Source organism: Acinetobacter sp. UBA1297, from assembly GCF_002307755.1.
Taxonomy (GTDB): domain Bacteria; phylum Pseudomonadota; class Gammaproteobacteria; order Pseudomonadales; family Moraxellaceae; genus Acinetobacter; species Acinetobacter radioresistens.
Map to the genome: position 1 here is coordinate 127961 of NZ_DBUF01000028.1, position 16483 is coordinate 144443.

Annotated in this window: 16 protein-coding genes; 11 read left to right on the forward strand and 5 right to left on the reverse strand. The window is 42.5% G+C overall.

The window, feature by feature from the left end; translation table 11 throughout:
• Positions 1–71: 71 nt before the first annotated feature.
• The 6 genes from B3R63_RS12620 to recJ all read left to right on the forward strand — a co-directional run bounded on the left by B3R63_RS12620 (position 72) and on the right by recJ (position 6821).
• Positions 72–869, forward strand: coding sequence for an MBL fold metallo-hydrolase (locus B3R63_RS12620; RefSeq protein WP_005017851.1), 798 nt, complete (start codon positions 72–74; stop codon positions 867–869).
• A 92-nt stretch (positions 870–961) separates the two neighbouring features.
• Positions 962–1324 carry a YkgJ family cysteine cluster protein gene (locus tag B3R63_RS12625; protein WP_111282584.1) on the forward strand — a complete coding sequence of 121 codons (363 nt, stop codon included), beginning with the start codon at positions 962–964 and terminating at the stop codon, positions 1322–1324.
• Between the two features lie 173 nt (positions 1325–1497).
• Entirely contained in the window at positions 1498–2964 is a 1467-nt protein-coding gene (guaB, locus tag B3R63_RS12630; protein WP_286731583.1) for an IMP dehydrogenase, read from the forward strand.
• Positions 2965–3104: 140 nt separating this feature from the next.
• Positions 3105–4451 carry a phosphoglucosamine mutase gene (glmM, locus tag B3R63_RS12635; protein ID WP_005024058.1) on the forward strand — a complete coding sequence of 449 codons (1347 nt, stop codon included), beginning with the start codon at positions 3105–3107 and terminating at the stop codon, positions 4449–4451.
• Between the two features lie 3 nt (positions 4452–4454).
• A complete protein-coding gene (gene pdxH, locus B3R63_RS12640; RefSeq protein ID WP_286731587.1) occupies positions 4455–5108 on the forward strand; it encodes a pyridoxamine 5'-phosphate oxidase in 654 nt (217 codons plus the stop codon).
• Entirely contained in the window at positions 5109–6821 is a 1713-nt protein-coding gene (recJ, locus tag B3R63_RS12645) for a single-stranded-DNA-specific exonuclease RecJ (protein WP_286731629.1), read from the forward strand.
• A gap of 141 nt (positions 6822–6962) precedes the next feature.
• Here recJ and B3R63_RS12650 read toward each other — a convergent pair whose 3' ends face one another.
• A complete protein-coding gene (locus B3R63_RS12650; protein WP_119879696.1) occupies positions 6963–7748 on the reverse strand; it encodes a putative porin in 786 nt (261 codons plus the stop codon).
• Positions 7749–8309: 561 nt separating this feature from the next.
• On the opposite strand from B3R63_RS12650, the gene prfB reads away from it, so the two are divergent.
• Positions 8310–9405, forward strand: a protein-coding gene (gene prfB, locus B3R63_RS12655) for a peptide chain release factor 2 (protein ID WP_284908609.1) whose coding sequence is annotated in 2 segments (ribosomal slippage) — positions 8310–8381 and positions 8383–9405 — 1095 coding nt in all. Because the reading frame shifts where the segments join, the coding sequence is not laid out codon by codon here.
• A gap of 71 nt (positions 9406–9476) precedes the next feature.
• Here prfB and B3R63_RS12660 read toward each other — a convergent pair.
• On the reverse strand, positions 9477–10022 hold the full coding sequence (locus B3R63_RS12660; RefSeq protein WP_005404655.1) for a VTT domain-containing protein: 546 nt from the start codon (positions 10020–10022) through the stop codon (positions 9477–9479).
• Between the two features lie 305 nt (positions 10023–10327).
• The gene (locus B3R63_RS12665; RefSeq protein ID WP_414630841.1) at positions 10328–10783 is read right to left on the reverse strand and encodes a GNAT family N-acetyltransferase; all 456 of its coding nucleotides are present in this window, start codon (positions 10781–10783) and stop codon (positions 10328–10330) included.
• Between the two features lie 289 nt (positions 10784–11072).
• On the opposite strand from B3R63_RS12665, the gene B3R63_RS12670 reads away from it, so the two are divergent.
• From B3R63_RS12670 to B3R63_RS12685, 4 genes are all read left to right on the forward strand, one after another.
• Positions 11073–11378, forward strand: a complete 306-nt coding sequence (locus B3R63_RS12670) for an ArsR/SmtB family transcription factor (RefSeq protein WP_005017861.1) — start codon at positions 11073–11075, stop codon at positions 11376–11378.
• Between the two features lie 42 nt (positions 11379–11420).
• Positions 11421–12476, forward strand: a complete 1056-nt coding sequence (locus tag B3R63_RS12675; protein ID WP_286731638.1) for an alkene reductase — start codon at positions 11421–11423, stop codon at positions 12474–12476.
• A gap of 87 nt (positions 12477–12563) precedes the next feature.
• Positions 12564–13841: a 3-deoxy-D-manno-octulosonic acid transferase gene (locus B3R63_RS12680; RefSeq protein WP_286731641.1), complete on the forward strand. Its 1278-nt coding sequence runs from the start codon at positions 12564–12566 to the stop codon at positions 13839–13841.
• 12 nt (positions 13842–13853) lie between these two features.
• Positions 13854–14567 (forward strand): 16S rRNA (uracil(1498)-N(3))-methyltransferase, encoded by a 714-nt coding sequence (locus tag B3R63_RS12685; protein WP_286731642.1) that lies wholly within the window; start codon positions 13854–13856, stop codon positions 14565–14567.
• On the opposite strand, the gene B3R63_RS12690 is transcribed toward B3R63_RS12685, so the two are convergent.
• Positions 14541–15533: a mechanosensitive ion channel family protein gene (locus B3R63_RS12690; protein ID WP_005017875.1), complete on the reverse strand. Its 993-nt coding sequence runs from the start codon at positions 15531–15533 to the stop codon at positions 14541–14543. The genes B3R63_RS12685 and B3R63_RS12690 overlap by 27 nt on opposite strands.
• A gap of 98 nt (positions 15534–15631) precedes the next feature.
• On the reverse strand, positions 15632–16195 hold the full coding sequence (locus B3R63_RS12695; RefSeq protein ID WP_286731645.1) for a DUF805 domain-containing protein: 564 nt from the start codon (positions 16193–16195) through the stop codon (positions 15632–15634).
• Between the last annotated feature and the right edge of the window lie 288 nt (positions 16196–16483).

The window sequence follows — 16483 nt, forward strand, 5'->3', positions numbered from 1 at the left end:
AGTTTTAATGAATCCCATTATTTTAATAAGGAATTAAAAATTTAACTTGTTAAGTCAATTTGGGGTAGGGGATGAGTTTAGATCGCACCACATCACAGGTGCTGTTTGATAACGGCACACATAAATGCATCAGTTTTACCAGTCTGGTTAAAGGTGAAGGTGTACAGGCCAATCAGTTTCTGATTATTGATCATGAGCGGGCGGCGGTTCTCGACCCTGGTGGTGACTTAACATATATTCCCCTGACCATGGAGTTAAACCGTTACACCCGGCTGGCCAATCTTGATTATGTAATGGCCTCACACCAAGATCCGGATATTATTACTTCCATGCCACGCTGGCTGGTTTATACCGATGCCAAGGTGGTTGCATCAAAACTCTGGGCACGCTTCTTACCCCATCTGAACTCAGCCTTCATGAGTGACCGCATGAAAGGTAACTGGCTGGACCGTCTGGTTGAGCTCCCAGATCAGGGGCAGAGTATTGCGCTGGGACATGCTGCGATACTGGCTATTCCGGCTCACTTTTTACATTCAGTAGGTAATTTCCAGTTCTATGATCCGGTTTCTAAAATTTTATTTTCAGGTGATATGGGTGCTTCTATGGTAGAGAATGCCAGTCAGCCACTTGAAGATTTTGAAGCTCATATTCCTAAAATGAAAGCTTTTCACCAGCGCTATATGTGTGCGAATAAGGTTATCCGTTTATGGGTGAATATGGTTCGTAAAATGGATATTGAAATGATTGTGCCACAGCATGGCAGTGCATTTATTGGCAAGGAAAAAGTGAAACAGTTTCTGGACTGGATTGAGACACTCCAGTGTGGCGTTGATCTGATGGATGAGCGTATTTTTCACTGCCCGGTTTAAAATATTAAAAAATACTTGAGTAGAAAAACAACATTTTCTAAGATTCTGCTATTGGAAATAGCCAATATCTAGACTAACGAGAATATAAGAAAATGTTGTCTCAAGTAACTTATGAAAATGCCTGTTTAAGCTGTGGTGCCTGCTGTGCCTATTACCGGGTATCATTTTATTGGGCAGAAGGCGAACAGATTCCTGAACATCTGGTAGAGCCAATTACACCAGTTTACTCATGCATGAAAGGGACTAACCAGACCCAGCCACGTTGTCAGGCACTAGAAGGAACGCCAGGAGAACAGGTTAGCTGTAGTATTTACAGTATGCGAAGTTCAAGCTGCCAGGAAGTTCAGGCTGGTGACAGTCAGTGTAATAAAGCGCGAAGCGCGCATGGGATGATTCCGCTGATTAATATTGAACCTCAGGTAATCAATGATGAAAGCTACGATCAGGTTAGCTAAGCATAAATAAAAATAAAACGAGTAGGTAGATAAAATTATGGGCAAAAATGCTTCTGCGAAGATACTAATTTCTCTGGTCTGAAATCGCTGAAATAAAAATTCTCTGGGAGAAAAATGAAATTTGAGGAGAAATTTGTTTATAATAGCTCACGGAAATTACCAGTGAGACTGTTATGCTGACCATCGTTCAAGAAGCGTTAACCTTCGATGATGTCTTGTTACTCCCTGCCTACTCTACTGTTCTCCCAAAAGATGTCTCCTTAAAGACACGTTTGACCCGCGGTATTCAACTTAATATTCCTCTTGTTTCAGCAGCTATGGATACTGTAACCGAGTCATGTATGGCAATTGCCATGGCTCAGAACGGTGGTATCGGTATTCTGCATAAGAATATGGATATTGCACTTCAGGCTGCAGAAGTCCGCCGTGTCAAAAAATTTGAAGCCGGTATGGTTAAAGACCCGATTACAGTTACCCCTGAAACCACTGTACGTGAACTGATTGCGATTACGCAAGCCAATAATATCAGTGGTGTACCTGTGGTTAAAGATGGCCAGGTGGTCGGCATTGTTACTGGCCGTGATACCCGTTTTGAAACTAATCTTGAACAGCCTGTCAGTAATATTATGACGCCACAAGAGCGCTTGGTGACTGTGCGGGAAGGCGAGTCTAAAGAAAATATTCAGGCCTTACTGCAACAGCACCGTATTGAAAAAGTACTGGTCGTGGACGAGCAACATGCACTTAAAGGACTGATTACGGTAACGGATTTCCGTAAAGCTGAGCTTTATCCAAATAGCTGTAAAGATGACCTTGGCCGATTGCGTGTTGGTGCAGCAGTAGGAACTGGTGCCGAAACACCAAGCCGTGTTGAAGCCTTGGTTGAGGCAGGTGTAGATGTCATTGTGGTCGATACTGCCCATGGTCACTCAGCCGGTGTAATTGAACGTGTCCGTTGGGTCAAGAATAACTATCCGCAGGTCCAAGTCATTGGTGGAAATATTGCCACAGGTGATGCTGCGCTGGCGTTACTTGATGCCGGTGCAGATGCAGTTAAGGTAGGTATTGGACCAGGTTCAATCTGTACCACCCGTATTGTTGCCGGTATTGGTATGCCGCAGATCTCTGCAATTGACAGTGTGGCCAGTGCACTTAAAGAACAGATTCCACTGATTGCAGATGGCGGTATCCGTTTCTCGGGTGACATGGCCAAAGCAATTGGTGCAGGTGCCAGTACGATTATGGTCGGTTCATTGCTAGCAGGAACTGAAGAAGCACCAGGTGAGGTTGAATTCTTTCAGGGACGTTATTATAAGGCCTATCGTGGCATGGGTTCATTAGGAGCAATGGCTGGAGCGACCGGGTCTGCAGACCGCTACTTCCAGGACTCTAAAGCGGGTGCCGAGAAATTGGTTCCAGAAGGTATTGAAGGCCGTGTACCATATAAAGGCCCGATGGGTAATATTGTGCACCAGATGATGGGTGGTTTACGTTCATCTATGGGTTATACCGGATCTGTGACAATTGATGATCTTCGCCAAAATGCTAAATTTGTAAAAATTACGGCAGCAGGTATGTCTGAGTCTCATGTACATGATGTCACGATTACTAAAGAAGCACCTAACTACCGTGTGGGTTAAATCATGATTGGGCTATTTTTGACCTGATCCTTATAGAAAAAGCCGTCAGTTTTATGACGGCTTTTTTGTTTTGGTGTAAAGTAAATCCAATTTGCAACAGCTTGGTTAAATAACCATAAACTATAAGAAGTGAGTAAAATATGAGCTATTTTGGAACCGATGGTATCCGTGGTAAATTCGGTGAACTCCCAATCACCCCTGAATTTGCCTTAAAACTTGGTTTCGCTGCAGGTAAGGTACTCAAAAGAATCAATCCTTCTGATAAAACATTAGTTGTACTAGGTAAAGATACCCGTTTGTCCGGGTATATTTTAGAGTCAGCCTTACAGGCTGGTCTTAACGCTGCTGGCGTTTATGTACATTTACTTGGGCCTTTACCAACTCCCGCAATTGCCCATTTGACACGAGCTTTACATGCCCATGCCGGGATCGTCATTTCTGCTTCGCATAATCCTTATTTTGATAATGGTATTAAATTCTTTTCCAGTCAGGGTAAAAAATTGCCAGACGAGCTTCAAGAAGCAATTAATGCGGAACTGGAAAAAGAAATTCGTATTGAGGATACGGCTAATCTGGGTAAGAGTGTCCGGGTAAAAGATGCAGCTGGCCGTTATATTGAATTCTGTAAATCCACCTTTCCTTACCATCATGATCTCCGTGGCCTGAAAATTGTAGTAGATTGTGCCAATGGAGCAGCCTATAACGTAGGTCCTGCTGTTTTTCGCGAATTAGGGGCAAAAGTTATTGCTCTATATAATGAACCAGACGGCCTAAACATTAACGAGCAATGTGGTTCAACTCATCCGGAAAACTTGCAAAAAGCAGTAATACAGTCACATGCCGACCTCGGTATTGCATTTGATGGCGATGCTGATCGCGTCGTTATGGTAGATAAAGCCGGTAACCTGATTGATGGTGACCATATTCTGTATATTCTTGCGACACAAACCAGCCAGAAACCTGCGGGTATTGCTGGTACCCTGATGAGTAACCTGTCACTGGAACTGGCATTAAAAAAAGCCGGTGTCGATTTTGTTCGGGCCAAAGTCGGTGACCGCTATGTATTGCAGGCACTAGAAGAGAATGGCTGGATGACTGGCGGTGAACCTTCTGGACATATTCTTACCTTGGATAAGAGTACAACAGGAGACGCTATTATTGCTGCACTTCAGGTATTAACTGTCATGGTTGAGCAGGGTAAGGCTCTGGATGAACTGGTTGCAGACTTTGAGCTTTTTCCACAAGAACTCATTAATATTCGTTTAGAAAAAATGATTGATCCTTATTCGATTCCTGCACTGGTTGCTGAATTTGAAAAAGCTGAAGCACAGCTTGAAGGAAGAGGACGGCTTTTAATAAGAAAATCAGGTACTGAGCCGGTCATCCGTGTCATGGTAGAGGGTGAAAATGAGCAGGAAGTAAAAGCACTGGCTCAACATCTGGCCAATGCCGTAAAAAATCAGGCAGATGTACTTGTGGAGGGTTAAAGCATGAGTGATGTGATTAAAGATTTAAGTGAGTTACGCCTGACTTATCAGAAAGGTGAGCTGCATGAAGCAGAAGTAGATACCCAGCCACATGAGCAGTTCTTGAGCTGGTTTAATTATGCTCTTCAAGCAGGATTGCATGAACCTTATGCCATGTCCTTAGCTACCGCAAATGCTCAGGGGCGACCACATGTGCGTACCGTGTTGCTGCGCGGCGCCACTGAAACAGGTTATGACTTCTATACCAATTATGACAGTCAAAAAGGCTTGGATCTGGCAATTAATCCTTATGCCGAGCTGCTATTTTACTGGCCTGTATTGGAACGGCAGATCCGTGTCCATGGGCGGGTTGAGAAAATTTCAGAACAGGAGTCAACGGAGTATTATCATAAGCGGCCACATGACAGTCAGGTTGCTGCCCATATCAGTCAGCCACAGAGTGGCGTAATTTCTAGCCGTGAAGAATTACAGCAGCGCTTTCAGACTCTACAACAGCAAGTAGAGAACCAGCCTCTTGAAAAACCTGTATTCTGGGGAGGCTATCGTTTACACCCTGAATATTATGAATTCTGGCAGGGACGGCCTAACCGTTTACACGACCGTCTCAGTTATGAAAGAATCGATGGTCATTGGAAATTACAACGATTAATGCCATAGATGCCGAATATTCAAGTTAAGCAACGCCCTTTACTGACACGTGTAGAAAGTTTTCAACACGTGTTACCCTTTCTTGCCCATATTCTGGCCAGACGTGGAGTCGCTTCTGAACAAGAACTTGAACTCAGATTAAAATATCTGCTTTCTCCTTGCCTTAAAGGACTGGAGCAGGCAGTTGAGATTATAAATCAGGCCATTGACCAGCAGAAAAAAATTGTTATTGTCGGTGATTACGATGCAGATGGTGCAACCAGCACTGCTCTGATGATTCTTGCTTTAAGAGATATGGGCGCAGATGTAGCCTATCTGGTTCCTGACCGGTTTAAATATGGTTATGGACTTACGCCTGCAATTGCAGATCTGGCTTTTACCCGTTTTACTCCCGACCTTTTGATTACTGTAGATAATGGTATTTCTAGTCATGAAGGGGTAAAACAGGCACAAGACCATGGTATGCAGGTTATTATTACAGATCACCATCTGACTACCAAAGAAACGCCAGCCGCTGAGGCAGTAGTTAATCCGAACCAACTGGGCTGTAATTTTCCGAGTAAAGCCTTGGCTGGAGTAGGTGTTGCCTTTTATGTACTTGCCAATCTGTGCAGTTTTCGCAAAAGGGCAGATAAATCTGTCAGCAATATAACCCAATATCTGGACCTGGTTGCCTTAGGTACTTACGCCGACGTTGCGAGCCTTGATTACAATAACCGTATTCTGGTCGATGCCGGTTTGAAACGCATACAGCAACAGCAGTGCCGTCCAGGAATTCTGGCATTACTTGATATTGCCGGACGCGAACCGGCAGCTCTTAAAGCACAAGATTTAGGTTTCGTACTTGGGCCGCGTATTAATGCAGCAGGCCGTATGGAAACTATGGAAATCGGAATTGAGTGCCTGTTAGCCCCTGATCTGGAAAATGCTTATCCTCTGGCCCGGCAACTTAATCAGCTAAATATTGAACGCCGTCAGATTGAAGCACAGATGAAGCAGGAAGCCTTGCGCTATCTGGAGCAACTACAGTTATCAAAAGAGAATATACCTCCCGCGCTGATTATGTTTGAAGAACACTGGCATCAGGGCGTGATCGGAATTGTCGCTGGACGCTTAAAAGAGCAGTTTCACCGGCCAAGCATTGTATTCGCAGCAGATGAAGACGGTATCCATATCAAGGGATCGGCCCGTTCGGTTGAGGGAATTCATATTCGTGATTGTATTGAGCAGATCGCTGAACAGTATCCCCATCTGGTACGTTATTTTGGCGGTCACGCTGCCGCTGCCGGACTCACGATCCGTAAAGAGCATTTTTTAGAATTTAAACAGGTCTTTACTCAGCTAATTGCAGAAATGGATGAAACGCTGCTCTCTGCTACACTTTGGACAGATGGGGAGCTGCCTGCAGAAGCATTGGTTCTTGACACAGTGGATCTGATTGAAAAGTTAGGACCATGGGGACAAAAATTTCCGTCACCTGTATTTGAAGGAACTTTTAAGGTTGTAGACTTCAGATGGCTTAAAGAGACTCATCTCAAATTACGTCTGGCATTAAATAACGGTCAAGTAGTAGATGCAATTGCCTTTAACGCAAAAGACAGATTTGAGTATGACCCGGAAAACGATCAAGTCGATCTGGTCTATGAACTGGAACGTAACGAGTTCAATGGTAATACAGGCCTGCAATTACGTATTATCCATCTTAAACAGAAAATTTTATAATAGGCCGCTTGAACCAGTTTAAGTATAGTAGATCGAATTGATAGGTACTGACTGTAATAGATATATTGCTTTATGACTTGTAAAATATAATAAAAAACCCATCCGGAGATGGGTTTTTATTAGTCTAAATATTACTTCAGATTAGAAGCGGTATTTTGCAGCTACACCAAAGCTGTTGTAGTCGTTATTACCTTCTTCACCGAAGCCAACACGGCCTTCCAGACTTACTTGCTGGTTAATGAATTTACGTGCATTTACGCCAAACTCATTAGTATCTGTTAAATCATTGTTGTAATAGTCGGCACCGATACTGAAAGTTTTGTCAATGAAGTAATCTGCTGCCAGATTGTATTCATCAAGGTCACCGAATGCTGCACCCGCTTCAAGGTTGATATCTTTGCCATTGCTAAGAGTTGTAACATATTTTGCACGAAGTGTTGGGTCTACACCGTCGTCATTGTCATTGTCATAACCTTTTAGACCGGCTGCAATTAAGAGACCTGGAGCTGGTAAGTAACCTACTTCTGCACCATAGTAAGTTGTATCATTATCAATAGTACCAAATGGTGTATCACGCTCACTGTCGTGACGGCTAACATTACCACTTAGGTAAAAGTCTGAGTTAGGTACAAAGTATTCTGCACCGATACCATAACGAGTAGTATCTACATCACCACGGTCAGCATAGTTAACAGCTGCGCTTACATTGCTGGCACGGTCAAGGAAAGCAGCTTCTGCAAGCGGTGCATTACGTGTTTGAACCGGATTAAAATAATAAGTACCGTTTACACCAAAAGCACTACCTGAATCGCCATTGTCGGGGTCTACATAACTTGCAGATGCACCTACTTCGGCTTGATAAGCATTGGCTGTGCCCGTTACTGCTAGAGCTGATAAAAGCGCTGACGCAATTGCTAGTTTTTTCATGGTTATTCACCCCTCTTAAAATCTTGTTAGCTAAGTTGCATACATAATGTTTTGTTACAACTTCAGTTTATGTGTTTTTAAATTCGGGTCAATCACAGGAAAGTAACGAGAATGTTGTTCGCGTAATAATATGTAATTTTTTTGATATAAGTATTTGATATACAAGATTAAAACTTAAATGTTTAGTTTTATTAAAAGCATGGAGATTTTGTGAATAGTATAGGTGTTTGATTATAGATTATTCAATTTTGATTACAACTTATTTAAATGTGATCAAAATTTACTCATTTTTATCTTTTTATTTTCAAGCTGAATTTACATATTTTGTTAGCTTTGAAATATGATGTTGATCTGTTGCATACATTCAGACAACTTGTAATTCACTCTCATTTATTTCATTTTCAATATAAATTTTTAATTTTAGTAAGCTCATAAATGATGCCTGCCCAAAATTAATTTTCAAATTTTTTATCACGCTACTGTTATTTGAAATGATCTCAACGAGACAGATGCTCTATGCTACAATTTAAGGATTAAAAGGTTTTTTTGAGAGTAAATCACGTGGAAATTAATCCGTATCTAAACCAGTTGAAAGATTTAAGTGAACGTAGTCAGACTCTACGGGGGTATCTTTGACTACGATCTTAAAAAAGAACGGTTAGAAGAAGTTTTACGTGAGTTAGAAGATCCGAGTATCTGGAATGACCAGAGTCGTGCTCAGGCGATGGCTAAGGAAAAAGGTGAGCTTGAAAATGTTATTAATGTGCTGGAAGGTTTAAGTACCCAGCTGGAAGATGCACAGGCAATGCTAGACCTTGCAGTCGAAGCGGATGATGAAAGCCTGCTTGCTGATGTACAGGCTGAACTGAGCTCTGCGGAAGAAGCATTGGCAAAACTTGAGTTCCGCCGCATGTTCAGTAACCCCATGGATCCAAATCCCTGCTATGTCGAAATTCAGGCTGGTTCGGGCGGTACAGAGGCACAAGATTGGGCCTCTATGTTACTGCGGATGTATATGCGCTGGATTGAACGTCATGGCTTTAAAGCTGAGTTGATGGAAGAGTCTGATGGTGATGTCGCGGGAATCAAATCAGCCACTATCCGGGTAGAAGGCGAGTATGCATATGGCTGGCTACGGACAGAATCTGGTGTACACCGTTTAGTACGTAAGTCGCCATTCGACTCGGGTAACCGTCGTCATACGTCATTTTCTGCTGTATTTGTTTCACCTGAAGTAGATGATAATATCGAAATCGATATCAATCCATCTGATGTACGTACAGATACTTACCGTGCATCAGGCGCGGGTGGACAGCATATTAACAAAACTGACTCTGCAGTACGTTTGACCCATATACCAACAGGTATCGTGGTCGCATGTCAGAATCAGCGATCACAGCATGCCAACCGTGATCATGCCTGGAAACAGCTACGTGCCAAGCTTTATGAACTTGAAATGAGTAAGCGTAATGAAGCTGCACAAGCTTTGGAAGATTCCAAGTCGGATATTGGCTGGGGTAGCCAGATTCGCTCTTACGTACTTGATGACTCACGGATCAAAGATTTGCGTACTGGCGTTGAAAATTCAAATACCGGAGCAGTACTTGATGGCGATCTGGACAAGTTTATTGAAGCAAGTCTGAAACAAGGGCTTTAATTTTAATTATAGCTCATATAAAAACAGGAGCAGGCCTCCTGTTTTTTTAATTTTATTAATAAAATAATTAATTAGGTAATTTCATTAATTAAAAAAATCGTACTGCCAGCAAAATATCCCAAGCCCAGCAATAGCCCAATCCAGAACAGGCCGCCTAGCAGGTTATAAAGCAGAAACATCGGATAATTCATCTGATTGGCACCTGCAGCAAATGGAGCCACTGAACGTACAAAAGGAATAAAACGAGCCATCAGGATAGTTTTACCACCATGACGCACAAAATAGCGATTTGTACGGGCTAAATGTTCCGGTTTGATAAAACGTGATTTTACACTGGTAATCTGTGGCCCAAAGAATTTACCGGTATGATAATTAACAATATAACCTAGAGTGGCCGCTGCAAAAAGCAGCATGATCATAAAGTCGAGGTGCATAAAATCTACTGAAGCGCATAATGCTCCTACACTCAGGAGCAAGCTGTCTCCTGGCAGGAAAAACATGGCAATAAATGCAGTTTCAGCAAAAATAATCATAAACAGGAGCGCATATACCCACATACCATAGGCTTCAATAAAGCCGGGCAAATGCTGTTCGAAACCAAGCAAAAAATCAATCAATTCCGTCTACCCATTTGTCGTGTTTATATAGAAAACGAGAAGTTACAGGCACTTCCATACAGCAGGCTGTATACAACGTTATACTCATTCAGCTTTGGCCTGATCTGGTCACAGTCAAAAATTCATATTTCAATATATAAATAAAAAATTAATATATTCAATATGATATAAAATTTATGACTTTTATTCATTCTCAAAACTGACAGCAGTATAACCCGGTTTAGCTTAAAGTAAACCTCAGGTGTTTATCGATAAAACTGCTTTTCTGGTCTGATCAATAGCTTTATAAGTACTCTGAATAGAATTTAAGGCGTAGTTGAGGAAAGGGTTAAATGCATATTAATATGGGGTATACCACAATCTTCATATACTTCCCCAAAACATACAAAACCGAGTTCCTGATAAAATGATATTGCATGGACTTGAGAAGATAGACACAGCTGATCAAGCTGCTGCTCCTGTGCATATTTAATGATAGCCTGCATTAGAGCTTTACCTAAACCACGTCCACGATCAGCTTTAAGAACGGCTACTCGGCCAATCCAGTGGTTTGGCAGCAACCGTGCAGTTGCAATGGCACGTGTCTGATCATACAGAATAAAATGAACAGCACATTTATCGTCCTGATCCCATTCATCTTCTGCTGCAATCTTTTGCTCCTGAATAAATACTTCAGTACGAATAAACTTTGCTGCTGACTGGAGTTCGTTCCAGCTGCCATGTTTAATCTGGAATAAAGACAAAACTTGCTCCTGTAGCATATCGATATTAATGAATTAGCTTGATTTTAATGCAGCAACCCGGTACTGCTACACTATTTTTATAAAACTTTTTGAATATAGAGAGTTTTAATATTGACTCATCAATGAGTACAGTGAAGGTTATGGGGAAAGTCTTCTGAGAGTGTTAAAATAAAATCCCCCGTTCAACAGATCACGTTTATTTCTAAATTGAATAACAAATATCGTAAAAATTCGATATTAATATCGATAAAAAACGATATACTGTATTTCAAGGGTGACGTGTTTTACATCAGTGCGAGAAAAAGTGATGGACACAGAAGCGATTTATAAAGCTTTGGCAAATCCGATCCGCAGGCAGATTTTACAGTGCCTGAAAGATCCTGAGCAGTTTATTCCTAAGCTAAATGAGTGTGAATATGATTTTAGCCGGGGAGTCTGTGCAGGGCAGATTGAAAAAATTGCCAATGTCTCTCAGTCGACTATGTCCAACCATCTGTCAGTGTTGCAACAGGCAGGACTGATCCAGGCAACCAAATATGGTCAATGGTCTTATTTTTCGCGCAATGAAGCACTGATCCAAGAATTTGTAGATACTCTACAACAATCTCTCTAAATCTTTTTCAGGTGAAGAAAAGATCTCCCAAGGATATGAAATATGACTGATCTGTCTACTCCCGCACAGTTTGGCGAACTTCAGCTCAAGAACCGTCTGGTTATGGCCCCATTAACTCGAACCCGTGCTACTGAAGATCGTATACCCACTGATCTGATGGTGGAATACTATACGCAACGTGCGAATGCTGGCCTGATTATTGCGGAAGCAACTGTGATTGCAGAAGAAGCAAACGGATATGAACGTAGCCCAGGTTTATATAATGATAAACAAGTTGCTGCATGGAAAAAGATTACAGATGCAGTGCATGCTGAGGGAAGCCTGATTGTTTCACAACTGTGGCATGTAGGCCGTATTTCACATCCAGATTTACTCAAGGGTGAAACACCAGTTTCATCAAGTGCCATCAAACCGAAAGGTACCGTTAGTCTGCTACGACCAAAACGTGAATATGTGACCCCGCGCCCGCTCGAAATTTCTGAAATTAAAGCCATTGTAGCGCAGTATAAGCAGGCAGCCATCTATGCCAAAGCTGCCGGTTTTGATGGGGTAGAAGTTCATGCTGCAAATGGCTATCTGCTGGACCAGTTCCTGCAAAGCAGTACGAATCAGCGTGAAGATGAATATGGTGGTTCTGTTGAAAATCGTGCCCGCTTCTTACTTGAAGTTGTCGATGTCCTGATTGAGGTATGGGGAGCAGGACGTGTTGGCGTACATCTGGCACCACGTGGTGATGAACATGATATGGGCGATGATAACCCGAAAGAAACCTTTGGCTATGTGGCTGAAGAGCTGGGTAAACGTCAGATTGCCTTTATATTTACCCGTGAATATCTTGCAGAAGACAGTATTAGTGCCTATCTGAAAGAACGTTCAGGCGTACCCTATATCGCGAACATGCGCCTAGATGCGGAAACAGCTAAAGAGCTGCTGGCCAGTGGTAAGGCAGACGCCGTATCGTTTGGCAAGGCTTATATTGCCAATCCGGACTTATATCAACGCCTGATGAGCAATGCGCCACTTAATGAGCTTAATACCACTACCATGTATGGTTTTGGACCGGAAGGCTATACTGACTACCCGACAATGGCTATATAAACACCAGGGTTAAAATTCTTAAGAGGCATGATCCAGAGGACTGGGTCATGCTATATTTGCCGATTGTTTCTTGACTGAGAGTTCTGCTTGGGAACACCATTTTGGTACAACGCCTTACTGGCGTTAATAAAGCCGCTTTATCGGAAGCGTTTATATAAACGTTCGGGACACTTGCTTGATTTTCAGGATGAGCTGCTGGAACGCTTTGGGCCTTTTCAGCCTCCTTTACATATGCAAGCGCTCTGGTTCCATGCTGTTTCTGTCGGTGAAACCAATGCAGCACAGCCTCTGATTGAACATTATTTAAGTTTAGGTCAGCCGGTACTATTGACCAATACGACCCGTACTGGACAGGCACGTGCCAAATCCTTATTCGCACAGCGTTATCCGACACTGTTTCAGGCAGTATTTCTGCCGGTAGACCAGCGTTACTTAATTGAAGAGTTTGTGAACAAATACCAGCCCAAACTGTTGGCACTGGTTGAAACAGAACTCTGGCCGAACCTGTTGCAGATAACCCGATTTCGGCATATTCCTGTCTTATTGTTAAATGCACGCTTATCTGAAAAGTCAGCCAAAGGTTATGCCAGAGTAAAAGGCCTTAGCCGTTCCATGGTGCAATGCCTGGATTTAATGCTGGCTCAAGATCAGCCAACCAGACAGCGTTATATCGAATTGGGTATGCCACCTGAAGCTGTTCAGGTTGTAGGAAATATCAAGTTTGATATTTCTGCACCGCCTAAATTTACTGAACGGGCTGCCCAATTAAAGAGAGACTGGCAGTTAGAGCCACGCAAGATTATTCTACTGGCCAGTACTCATGCGCCTGAAGAACTAGAGCTGTTAACTGCTCTTCGGCCCTTTTTACAAAAGCAGCCAGAACTCTTATGCATTGTAGTACCACGACATCCGGAACGTTTTAATGAAGTATTCGAGCACTGCCAGAAACTGGCACTGCCTACCCGACGCCGTAGCCTTGACCAGACGATTCAGCCAGATACACAAGTCTATCTGGCCGATAGTATGGGTGAATTATGGTTATGGTATGCCTTGAGTCAGGCCTGTTTCGTTGGTGGTTCTTTAAATGAGCCAGGGGGCGGACATAATATTCTTGAACCGATTGCACTTCATGTTCCAACGGTTATCGGTATACGTTACTTTAATTTCCAGAGTATTGTTGATGAGTTCGTAGAAGCTCAAGGAATTCTGATTGCACATGATGCAAACGAGGCTGTAAACCAGCTGCTCGCCTGTATAGATGACCCGGAGGCCGCAGGTCATTTAAGCCAGCAAGCCTATAATGTTCTCCAAAAAAATCAGGGTTCTGTAAATCGGCACATCCATGCTATTGATCAGTATTTATAAGTCAGCATAAAAATGAATATTGTTTTACTTGAGCCGCAGGCAGCAGCGACTGAACCATGGACTATCTGTTCCAGACATCAAGTCCAGCATTTACATCAGCATCTGAATATAAAGACAGGTGATACTTTAAAAGTGGGTATCCGTAATGGAGAGCGTTACCTGACAGAAATCGTTGCTCTGAATGACAATACAGTACAGGTACGGCCATTAAAACAGGAACAGCTACCAGATAAACTTCCTGTCACCCTCATTGTGGCTATGCCACGGCCAAAAGTATTACGCCGCCTGATTATGGACAGTGTAACACTCGGTGTTGAAAAGATTATTTTATTGCACAGCTACCGGGTCGATAAAAGCTACTGGCAAACCCCATTTTTACAACAGATTGAAAGTTATGTAACGCTGGGACTGGAGCAGGCAGGAGATACAATTGCACCGGCTGTAGAAATCCATAAGCGTTTTAAGCCTTTTGTTGAAGATATATTGCCCGGGTTAATCTCAGCGCAGCAACCTGCTTATGTGGCACATCCCTATAGCGAGCAGGCTATGCCGTCCAGTATAGTGCATCCCTGCACTGTAATTATTGGACCAGAAGGTGGCTTTATTCCTTATGAAATAGAATTGCTCACTCAAAATGGCTGTCAGGCCGTGCATCTAGGCCAACGTATTATCCGTACTGAAACCGTGATTCCATATGTGTTAGGTCGGCTGTTTAGTGGCATCTGATGGTTTATCTTCCTGTACTAGACTGTTGTCGCCGCGGTAAACTTTAACTTCCTGTACCGGATAAGGAATAGAGATGCCATGCTCATCAAAGGCTTTGATCACCTGTTCCTGAACTTCACTGACTGAAGCACCAATATTGGTTTCTTTTGTATCAATCCACCAGAACACGCTGAGCCTGACAGAAAAGTCAGATAAAGCAGAAACATTCACACTAAAAGCCGGCTGGCTTAAAATTGTACGCTGGTTATTAAGTATATTCAGAATCAGTTCTTTGGCTTTTTGTGCATCATCTTCATAGCTGATCCCGACATCAAAGTTACAGCGGCGGCGCGGGTAGGCAGTGTTGACAGTTATTGAGCTGGTATAGACTGTCGCATTTGGGATCAGAATACGGCGACCATCCGGCGAGCGTAAATAAGTTGCCCGAATCTGGATATCTTCGACCGTACCTTCCAGTCCATTTACAATAATATCGTCACCAATCCGGAAAGGTTCACTCAGTAAAATCAGGATACCTGAAAGCAGGTTCTGAAAAATATCCTTAAATGCAAAACCGATTGCGACCGAGCCGATTCCTAACGCGCTCATCAGTTGTCCCGGTGTAAAGCCGGGCACTGAGATTACCAATGCAATCAGCAAACCAAAAGATACAATAAAGGTACTTCCTACCCGGTTTAGTACCAGAACCAAATTCTGTCGGGTATAGGTTTTATTATGCAGGGTCTTACGAATAAAAAATTTAAACAGGGCTGATAAGAGCCAGAAAATCAGGAAAACTGCTAGAGCAATACAGAAGTAGGGCACACGTTCCCAGAAACCTTCAATGATCTTATCAATGGTACTATAGGCATCATTATATTTGCTGGTGTGTTCAATCACCTTTTGTGCAGTTTTTTCACCTGCTTCGTGCAGTAACTGAGTAGTTCCCTCAGTTACATCACTCAATTTCTTTGCTTCTTCAGCCACAGCTTCATCCGCACCTTAAACAAAGACCATATTCTGCCTGAAAACCATATTGAATTTAATCGGCTACTTGCCAAAATTATACATAGGCTGTACCTGAGTTAAAAATACGGTGTCGCTTTTTGCAAGACTTCCCGTGGTATTTCAATAGGCTGACTTTCACTCAGGTAAATCCAGGTACTACGGCTGACAAAGAAGCTTAAAATGACTAAAGCAATTAACAGCCAAGCTACAGTTTTTTCCCAGAGCAAGGTTCGACGTGAATGCCCAAAACGGTTAATTCCTGCATCACCCGCGGCAAAAAGCAGGTAAATCATGAACAGGAAATTAACCAGAGGTAAGAACAGCAGCAGCGCCCACCAGCCGCTATGATTACGGTCATGCAAACGTCGTACTATCAGGACCAGGTTAAAATAGGCATAAAGCAAGGTAAGTATTAATAAACCTATACTGGCCAGCTGATCCCACATCCCTGTAATATTATAGCTCTGAGGAGTGCTTTGCATATTAAAGCTGCCCATGAGCAGACTGAATATAACCAGTATGAAGAAAGCGATACAATTTAAAAGGCCATTCCAGCCAATATAGCTTAAACGGCTAAAGCGCCCTCTCATCGAAAGAGGATGATCGGTTTCAGTGGGGTAAAAATTATATTCAGCAGTCATGATCGCTCATCAGTTAATGGCTGGATTGGGTAAGAAAATGTTGCTTTTATGCAATTATTAAAGTTTTACCGGTTTAAAATTATAAGATAAAGATTAAATTAGTTTCTGATAAATCAATCATATTTGTTAAAAAGCAGTTATTCTGTTGAATAAAAGTTAAGCGCTTTATCTACGACCAAAGCATGATTGTCAGTTGTACTGAACAGTCCTATTACTGGTTGAAAGGCAATCAATAAAATAAATAATACCCCGTGCTAAAAGTCTCGTGAGGAGACGTACAATATCAAG